Here is an 8,612-nt window from a genome sequence, read left to right as displayed (position 1 = left end):
ACGCGACGAACAACTGCAGGACGACGGGAACACTCCGGGCATAGGACACGTAGAGGTCAGTCAGATGACTGATCACCGGAATCCTCCGAACCCGGAGTGTTGTCGCGACGAGAGCCAAGCAAAAGCCCACGACCATAGCGGTAAAGGTGATGGCGAGCGTTAGCGGCAACGCCGAGAGCAGCTCGGGAATCATAGCAGAAACATCCACTTTGAAACGCTCCTTCTTTCAATTCAGCCTTACCGCTGGCTATCGCTACATCTTTGGGGAAATGTCCTGTTACTTCATGTATTTGACGATGTCCTCGCCGAACCATTTCTGCGAGAGTTTTTCGATCGTGCCATCGTCTTTTAATTCCTTGAGAACCTTGTTCACGTCGTCGGCTAAAACCTTGTTTTCGTCCGACCTGTGAATCAGCATGTAGGTGTTGTTGCTGAAGACCGGATCGGACGCCACAATATCGAGCTTCTTTTCCTCGATGACGGTCTGCTCACCGAGATTCGAAGGCAGAACAAGCGCGTCGAATTTGCCGTTCTGAACTTCGTCCAGTCGGTTCGGATAGGGAATACCGGCGCTAGATGCCGTTACATCAAGCTTGTATTGTGGATTTTCTTTTTGCCAGTTCATAATGAACTTGTATGTTCCACCGCCGGCCGTGGTCGGAACGATCCTCTTGCCGACCAGGTCCTTCATTTCCTTTATGCCGCTGCCTTTTTTGCTATAGATCTTCATCAGGCTGGCGCCCATGGGGTTTTCCGGAATGAAGAACTGCTTGGCGCGCTCAGGCGACTTGTAGTAGCCACCGACCGCGATGTCGTATTTGCCCGTGGCCAGGCCGGTTTCCTGCGCGATATCCGAAACACCTTCCATTTCAAACTTGTACTGCGGGAGCTTTGCGTTGATCGCTCTCAGAAGATCGGGCTCATAGCCTTGCGGCTCGACGCCGATCGCGCCCCATGCCAGCGGCTTGGATTCGGCAGACGTCGCGATCTTGATCGTGCGAACGGTCTGACCATAGCTGATCCCTGCGGTTGCAAGGGCAATTGCGATGCCGCCGGCAACAGCCAGGGCAGCGCGACGGGAGAAACTGGATGTGATTGCAGACATTTCTTTGGTTCCCTTCTTGTTGAGCTATTGAAAAGCGAGTTCTGACTGCAGGAATTGAGCAAGTCGTGGGCTGGATGGCGCATCGAAGATCTCAGTTGGACTGCCATCGGCGGCAATCACGCCACGATCCATGAAGACGATCCGGTTCGAGATGTTCTTTGCGAATTGCATCTCGTGGGTCACAAGCAGCGAAGTGATCCCTGACGACGTGACATCCTTGATCACCTTCAGAACTTCACCGACGAGTTCAGGATCCAGCGATGACGTGGGCTCATCGAAGAGCATCACGTCGGGACGAACCGCCAGCGCACGCGCGATGCCGGTGCGTTGGAGCTGGCCGCCCGACAGCTGGGACGGATAGCTGTCCCGCTTCGCTGAGAGGCCGACCCGGTCAAGCTCTCGCAGCGCGATTTCACGCGCCTCGTCCGCGGACTTGCGCTGCACGACGACAAGCGGATCCATCACGTTCTGGAGGACTGTCATGTTCTTGAAGACATTGAATTGCTGAAAGACCATCGCTGTTCGAAGCCGGATCGCCTGGACAGCGGTCTTGTCGGCGCGCTGGTAGTCCATCCGAATCTGGTCGAACGCGATGGTTCCGGACGACGGCTTGGCCAGGTAGTTGATGCATTTCAGCAGCGTGGTCTTGCCGGTGCCGCTGGGGCCGATGATCGACACCACGTCACCCCGCTTTACCGAGAGATTGACGCCGTTCAGGACCTGCGTGCTTCCGTAGGACAGCCTTATATCTTTGAGTTCAAGCATTTCTGGTTAGCCCTTCAGAGTGTGGGACGGACTGCCTTGACATGTGGGTCATCATCATCCGCTCTCCGCGTGGCCGAGAACGTGCATCAGCCGGTTTGCCCAGCCGAAGATCGCTATGGCGTGGATCAGGTCGATGATCTCAGCATCATTCATGCCGACGGCACGCAGCGCGGCGATGTCGTCCACCGTTGCTTCCGACGGCGCCGCCGACAGACGGCGGGCAAAGCTGTAGATTGCTGCATCGCGCAGCCCAAGCTTTTCGGGTTTGTCGAGGTAGAGCGCGGTGACCACTTCGTCGCTCTTGGTCAGCTCTGCATGGCGGCGGGCGTGAACCACGGCACAGAATTTGCAGCCATTGACGATCGAGGCACCCAATGCACCAAGTTCGCGGTCAGGACGGGCAAGCCCGCCTTCGACATACATGATTGCGTTGAACAAGATCGTGCGGGCGAGGTAGCTCTCCGGGTCATGCACAAGGGTGCGCACATATTCCGAAACTTTCTTGGCCGACGGCGTTACCTTCATCGCTTCGAGTTGTTCCGGCGTGGCCTCGGATAGCTCGACCGGTGCGATGTAGGGACGCCAATTCAGCGGCTTCAGGCGAACCGAGGAAATCATGCCGATCTCATCAATCGCAGGCCGGTCGCAACCCGCGTCTGGAAATTTACAAATGCAATCAGTTCGGAGAGCGCGACGATCTGAGGATTGTTCAGTCCGGCCGCGGCGAGGAGGGCGATGTGGTTCGCCTCCGCCTTTTTCGGCGTCAGCGTGATCAGGTCGACGTGACGGGCGATGGTCGCCAATGGCTCATCGAGATCCGTTTCGCCCCGAGCCAATGCCCTGAGCTGCTCTGTCGGACCAAGTTGGGCCAGCTGCACATCATATTCGGCCATCAGGACGGGATCGGCATTCAGAGCGGCCATGCGACGGGCCAGAGCAACCCTCAAATTCGGCGCCAGCCCCTGATCGTTTGCCGGCTGCAGGACGGAGAGGCGACATTCCTCCGCCCCTTGCACAAATTCGGGCCGAAACCGCCGCGCAGCGAAAAGTGCATCGTTCGGCGAAATACCGGCGGCCTTGTCCATTGCGTCGATCACAGCGCGGCCTCCTTTTGCAGCAAGGGTGTTGAATCGACCCATTCGTCGCCCAGAAGTTCCGGGGTGTCGTAGGCGATCAGATTGGCGAAGTGGGTTTCGACATCTTCAGCAAACAGCGACGCCGCAATGCCGCGGACGAGACGGTCGGCACCGGCACTGACGGCTGGGATATCGCCGGAGACCTTGCCATGTGTCAGCATCGCGGCATCGTTGAAGCAATGGATGTGCGCCAGCACCGGGCAGGAGCCGGGAACGCGTTCGCGAAACTCGAAGGCAGGACCGAGGTCCGGCGCCTCCGACATGCCTGCACGTGGCGACCCCATATCCGGTGTATATCGGCCATCCGACCAGGTGCGGATGTGTGGGGCGAGTGCTGCAAACTCCGGGCGGTCGCTGAAATCGTTTGAAAAGCCGGTTGCCGCGATTATGAAGTCGTATCGCATCGGCCCTTGTGTGGTTTCGACCAGAAGGCCTCCCGCATCTTCCTTCACCGCAACTATGCCGCAGTCGAGAAAGAACCGGGCATTCGAGTGGCGAGACACGCGAAGCGTCGATGAACGCGGCGGCGGTGTCTGGGTCGAGGCGGTATAGTCGAAGAATTTCCACTTCCAGGCATCGGGCAGGTGGTAGATGCCGAGGACGACACCCTGGCTACCTATGCCGGTCAGCTTGTTGATGCGCGGCATTTCCTTGCGCCGGATTAACATGTCGACAGAGCCGGCACCCGCTTCGAGTGCCGTTGCGGCATTGTCCATGGACGAGGCACCAGCGCCGATGACCGCTACACGCTTACCTTTCAGCGCGTCGAAATCGATGTCGTCGGCAGAATGGGCCCAATAGGCGCGATCGATGCCCCTGAGGAAATCGGGCACGGCAAAACCGCCGAGACCGGACCGACCGGTGGCCAGAACGAGGCGACGGGTGAGAACCCGGCCGGCTTCCGCGCCCTCGATATCGATTGCAATCAGATCACCAACGGCTGCGACGCCGGTCATGCGTACACTGTTGCGCACCGGCAGACCAAGAACCTTCCGGTACCAGACCAGGTAGTCCATCCACTGGCCCTTGGGGATTTTGTCCAGCGACTGCCAGGCCTCAGGTCCCCATTGTGCCGTAAACCAGGCGCGGAACGTGAGCTGCGGCAGCCCGAGCGACGGACCGTGGAGGGTCTTCGGCGAGCGCAGCGTCTGCATACGCGCAAACGTTACCCATGGTCCTTCGAGCCCGGCCGGAGCCGCATCGTAGGCAACGACATTGGTTATCCCGGTCAGCACAAGCTTTGCCGTGGCAGCAAGTCCGCACATGCCGGCGCCGATCACTACGACGTCACGGACTGGGGCGCCATCGTGCGTGCGCTTGGGGACCCAAGGCTTGGCGGGCAGCTCGAGAAAGTCGAGATCCTGCGCGAGCTGGGCTTCCAGCGCGGCAAGGCCGCTCGAAGCTGCCGGGGTGGGAATATGCTTCATATTCCCGTCCCGTTATTTGTGTCCGAGGCGGGATCGGTGACCAATTGGCCGGCCAAAGCTGGATCGAGTTTCCTGAAACCGGCAATTGACCGTTCAGCCACCGCTTCGACCGCATCCATCAGCGCCTGCGCAACTGGACGGAGGGGACGGTTTGCGGCAGCCACAACACCCCAATAAAAGAGAACGGTTACGTCGAGAGGGCGAATGACGACACCGGGCAGGGGAACGCCATAGGCGGTGAGGGGATCGATGACAGCCGCCACCCCAGTCTGACGCACGATCTGCAAGGCGCCATAGGCAGTATTGGTCCGGATCACTGGGCCAGTGTCGATGCCGCGAGACGCCAGCGCTTTGGCGACATGCAACTGAAAACGCAGTGGATTGAGCAGCGTGGCGACGCGGCGACCGGCAAAACCCGAAAGCGGCACGACATCAAGTTCAGCCAGCGGATCGTCCTCCCGCACGGCAGCCACGTCAGGCGCCGAGTACAGCCGCAGGACATCCAGACCGGGCGTATCGAGCGGCAGGCTTGAAAATCCGATCTCGGCGCGTCCGCTGCGCACTTCCTGGGCGACGATCGAAGGAAGAAATTGCCCGAGATGCGTCTCGTGCGGAAGCTCGGCACCTTGGAGCTCAGCTAGGGCCGTCGGGATCAAGCCGGTCCCGATCGCAGAGGTTGTGACAATCTGCAGGATCCGTCCCCTGCCGGCGGCGATCATTTTGGCTCGCGCTGCGAGTTCGGTGAAGGACATCAGCAGGCGCCGCGCTTCCTCTTCAAAGGCGACTCCCTCTTCAGACAGCTGCACCCGTCGACCGATCCGATGCAGCAATTCGAAGCCAAGCTCGGCCTCGAGATCCTGAATGGTGCGCGTCACCGCAGGCTGGGAGCGCCCGAGCATGTCAGCCGCCTTGGTGATGCTGCCGCTGGCAGCAACCGCAAGGAAGGTCTGAAGGTCTCGGGTTTCCATGCTCTCCTTCATGCGCAATCCGTATGATTGACATCGTCTCATTCGTTTTTGATATATGTCAAGCGGAAACCAATGTTCGTTACGGCTTTTGCATTTGGCCGGCTTCAGAGCCGGAATCCCTGGCGGAGGCGGACGAGGACGGCAGACGCGGGCTCCAACCTGATGAAAAACTTTCAGGTGACGACGGCAAGAATTCTCAAACCACAAAGCCTGCAACAGGAGGAATATTATGCGCGTGAGTATTCTGGGCGCCGGAGCAGTTGCTTATGGCTTTGCCGCCTATTTGGCAGGATCGGGACATTCGCCAATGCTTTGGTCACCCTCGGGACACCGCACCAGGGCTTTGGCTACTGGCGAATTGTTAAAAGCGACGGGGGATATCGCGGCGACGGTACCGGTGCGCATTGCCAAGGATTGCAAAGACGCCATTGTCAACGCGGACGTGGTGGTGATTGCGCTTCCGGCTTACGGCCACAAGATGGTGATGGATGCGGCGGTCCCTCACCTGGCTGATGGAATTCCCGTCATCATCAGTTCGCATTGTTCCTTCGCGGCGCTGTATCTCTCCAAGCGGTTAGCCGAGCGCAAGGTCAGGTTGCCGATCGTTGTTTGGGGCACGACGCTCCTATCTGGCCGCCAGCTCGGACCAACTGAAGTCCATGTCACCACCATTCGCCAGAAGCTTGATGTTGCGACGCTGCCTTTCAGTTGCCAGGATCAAGGACACGAACTTTGCACGACCGTGTTCGGCGATCGTTTTGTCAACCGCGACGGGATGCTTGCGATCGCACTTAGCAACCTCAATCCGCAAAACCATCTAGGAATTGCCCTTCTTAATCTGACACGCATGGAAAAGGCCGAGCAATGGAGCCAGGGGGGAAATGTCACTCCTGCCGTCGGCCGCCTTATCGAGGCTCTGGATGCCGAGCGGTTGGCCATCGCTGCCCATTTCGGCATCGCCGTTCGCACCGTCAAAGAGCATTTTTCATTATCGTTCCATGTTCCGATGGGAACGGTTTCGGAGATGAACCAGGAGATGGACCGCCAAGGCCGCGGCGGCTTTGGCCCGACAACCATCGAAAGCCGCTACATTCTCGAGGATGTCCCGTTCGGATTGCTGTCGACCGTACTATTGGGCAAGATTAGCGGGAATCCGGCGATACTCCACGAGTCTGGAGTTTCGATATTATCGGCGGCCTATGGTCGCGACCTCAAGGAAGATAATGATATTCTTCCTGCCCTTGGGATCGAAGGGTTATCAGACGTGGACCTCGCGAACCTTTCGCGTGAGGGATTCTAGACCGGGTGAATTGGTAAATGCCCACCTCAGCCAGGAAGAAATCCGCAACTTACGGATAATGTCGATGTTGCCGGCCGGGCCGCTGAGCCTAGTCGTGCGCAGTACGGTTTGAGGCCCACTGGTTTGGCGCTCAACGAGCAGTCCTTGGATATGATAGTCTGCTCACGGAAGCCGCGAGTAGTATGTTAAGATGCCTCGTGGTTTCTCTGAATGTCTCCCGTACGGCGGGCCAACTTATTCGAAATCTGAGCACTTCAGTTGGACCTCCTGCCGGGCTGATTCGGCGTGTCGCTATAGTTCCGACTAATTCCTGGTTTCCTGCACCAAAGTTTGGCATTTGCAACATCTGCCACGGAAAGCGGATGGACAAGCCGCTTGCCCGAAGGAGACGCCGGCTGCCAAGACGCCGTCAGCAAAAAGGAAGGGAAGGGGTGAAATTGCGCGTTCCCTCCGCCAATGAAAGACGGCTTGAAGAAGTTCCCACCAGGGCCGCAACATGAAACGGCCGCTTCCGTCCCCATACCGGCCGGGCGACAATGCGCGCGTTGCAGACATATTGGGATCTGACTGCGAAGACTAGAAAGCGGACATTGTTCCGTCCAATTGCTACAACGAACAACTATTTGCCCTTCATACCGAGCTCGGCAGGACACGAACTCATGATGCATGACGATCAAGTGAATATCGACATCGATATCGCCCGCCAGTTGATCCGCGATCAATTTCCCCAGTACCGTCATGAGGACCTCACCACAGTCACATCGTCGGGAACCGTCAATGCGATCTTCCGCGTTGGCTCGAAGATCACTGCCCGGTTCCCGCTGAGGGCGATGAATCCGACCGAATGCGCCGATATGCTTCGGTCAGAGGCCGCTGCTATTGTTGAAATTGGGGAACATTGCTTGTTTCCGACGCCTCAACCAATTGGGCTCGGCGAGCCAGGTCCTCACTATCCAATGCCATGGGCATTACAAACGTGGATCGAAGGCGAGGTTGCCACGCCGCACGGGCTAATTGGTTCTTCGGCGTTCGCGCTAGACCTTGCACACCTCGTGGCATCGTTGCGCCAAGCGGACACACGGGGCCGACGCTTCGACGGGCAAGGACGTGGTGGACATCTCTCGGATCATGACGATTGGATGAGTGTTTGCTTTGAAAACAGCGAGGGTCTTCTTGATGTGGCTCGACTGCGCAATTTGTGGACTCGCTTCCGGGAGTTGCCATCCGCTGGGTCTGTCGTGATGAGTCATAGGGACCTTATCCCAGCAAACCTTCTCGTGCAGGGCGGGCGTCTTGTCGGAGTGCTTGATGGCGGCAGTTTCGGGCCAGCCGACCCGTCGCTGGATTTAGTAGCCGCGTGGCATCTTCTAGACCGCGAGCGAAGGGCGACCTTTCGGCGCGTCCTTCAAGTTGAAGATCTTTGGTGGAAGCGCGGTGTCGCTTGGGCATTCCAGCAGGCAATGGGTCTCGTCTGGTATTACCATCGCACCAACCCCGCAATGAGTGCGCTGGGGTGCAGCACGATCTCTCGCATTCTCGATGACCCGGACATCTGAATCGAGCAGACGGTCACCGGGTGGAGTACAATGCGGCTGCGGCCGGCAGGTCGATAACCGATGTTCGCGTCTTCCTACGAGGAGTCTCTGGGAACTAGGGTAGGTGGGTCGTCTCCTGGCCAGATCGGGCTCTGTAAGTCACCCATCGTAAGGGTCGCCAGTGTCGACTTCCCCACCCTTCCAAGACATTCGCACGAAACCAAGCAGCTTCCAAAGCAGCCGATGAGGTGACCGCCGCTCCGGTTTCCCTTAACAGCGTCATTGGACAATCGTAAGCGCCAAGCTGACCCCATCTGGCGCGGCTTGAGGTGATGAGCGAGACATACTGACACTGAAGCAAGGAGCCGAGGAGCTT

The 8,612-nt window shown here is 58.4% G+C and carries 9 protein-coding genes; 2 read left to right on the top strand and 7 right to left on the bottom strand.

Features of this window, described 5'->3' with window-relative positions; all coding sequences use genetic code 11:
- From NKH70_RS35135 to NKH70_RS35105, 7 genes are all read right to left on the bottom strand, one after another.
- A partial coding sequence (locus tag NKH70_RS35135; RefSeq protein ID WP_353027423.1) for an ABC transporter permease subunit occupies positions 1-208 on the bottom strand: 208 nt, incomplete at its 3' end.
- A gap of 69 nt (positions 209-277) precedes the next feature.
- Entirely contained in the window at positions 278-1,105 is an 828-nt protein-coding gene (locus NKH70_RS35130) for a transporter substrate-binding domain-containing protein (RefSeq protein ID WP_352464098.1), read from the bottom strand.
- A gap of 24 nt (positions 1,106-1,129) precedes the next feature.
- Complete coding sequence (locus NKH70_RS35125) at positions 1,130-1,870, bottom strand: amino acid ABC transporter ATP-binding protein (protein ID WP_352464100.1); 741 nt, start codon at positions 1,868-1,870, stop codon at positions 1,130-1,132.
- 54 nt (positions 1,871-1,924) lie between these two features.
- Complete coding sequence (locus tag NKH70_RS35120) at positions 1,925-2,488, bottom strand: peroxidase-related enzyme (RefSeq protein ID WP_353027422.1); 564 nt, start codon at positions 2,486-2,488, stop codon at positions 1,925-1,927.
- Positions 2,485-2,955 (bottom strand): CMD domain-containing protein, encoded by a 471-nt coding sequence (locus NKH70_RS35115; RefSeq protein WP_352722263.1) that lies wholly within the window; start codon positions 2,953-2,955, stop codon positions 2,485-2,487. Before NKH70_RS35115 ends, NKH70_RS35120 begins: the two co-directional genes overlap by 4 nt.
- Positions 2,956-2,963: 8 nt before the next feature.
- Entirely contained in the window at positions 2,964-4,433 is a 1,470-nt protein-coding gene (locus tag NKH70_RS35110; RefSeq protein WP_353027421.1) for an NAD(P)-binding domain-containing protein, read from the bottom strand.
- Positions 4,430-5,617: a LysR family transcriptional regulator gene (locus tag NKH70_RS35105; RefSeq protein WP_353027420.1), complete on the bottom strand. Its 1,188-nt coding sequence runs from the start codon at positions 5,615-5,617 to the stop codon at positions 4,430-4,432. The genes NKH70_RS35110 and NKH70_RS35105 overlap by 4 nt, the downstream gene beginning before the upstream one ends.
- Before the next feature lie 13 nt (positions 5,618-5,630).
- Between NKH70_RS35105 and NKH70_RS35100 the strand changes: the two genes are divergently transcribed.
- Both NKH70_RS35100 and NKH70_RS35095 read left to right on the top strand, forming a co-directional pair.
- On the top strand, positions 5,631-6,701 hold the full coding sequence (locus tag NKH70_RS35100; RefSeq protein ID WP_353027419.1) for an NAD/NADP octopine/nopaline dehydrogenase family protein: 1,071 nt from the start codon (positions 5,631-5,633) through the stop codon (positions 6,699-6,701).
- 659 nt (positions 6,702-7,360) lie between these two features.
- A complete protein-coding gene (locus NKH70_RS35095; protein ID WP_352516566.1) occupies positions 7,361-8,257 on the top strand; it encodes an aminoglycoside phosphotransferase family protein in 897 nt (298 codons plus the stop codon).
- The last annotated feature ends 355 nt before the right edge of the window (positions 8,258-8,612 follow it).

This window comes from Mesorhizobium sp. M0991 (assembly GCF_040318915.1).
Classification (GTDB): domain Bacteria; phylum Pseudomonadota; class Alphaproteobacteria; order Rhizobiales; family Rhizobiaceae; genus Mesorhizobium.
This window is presented reverse-complemented; position numbering and strand designations above follow the sequence as displayed.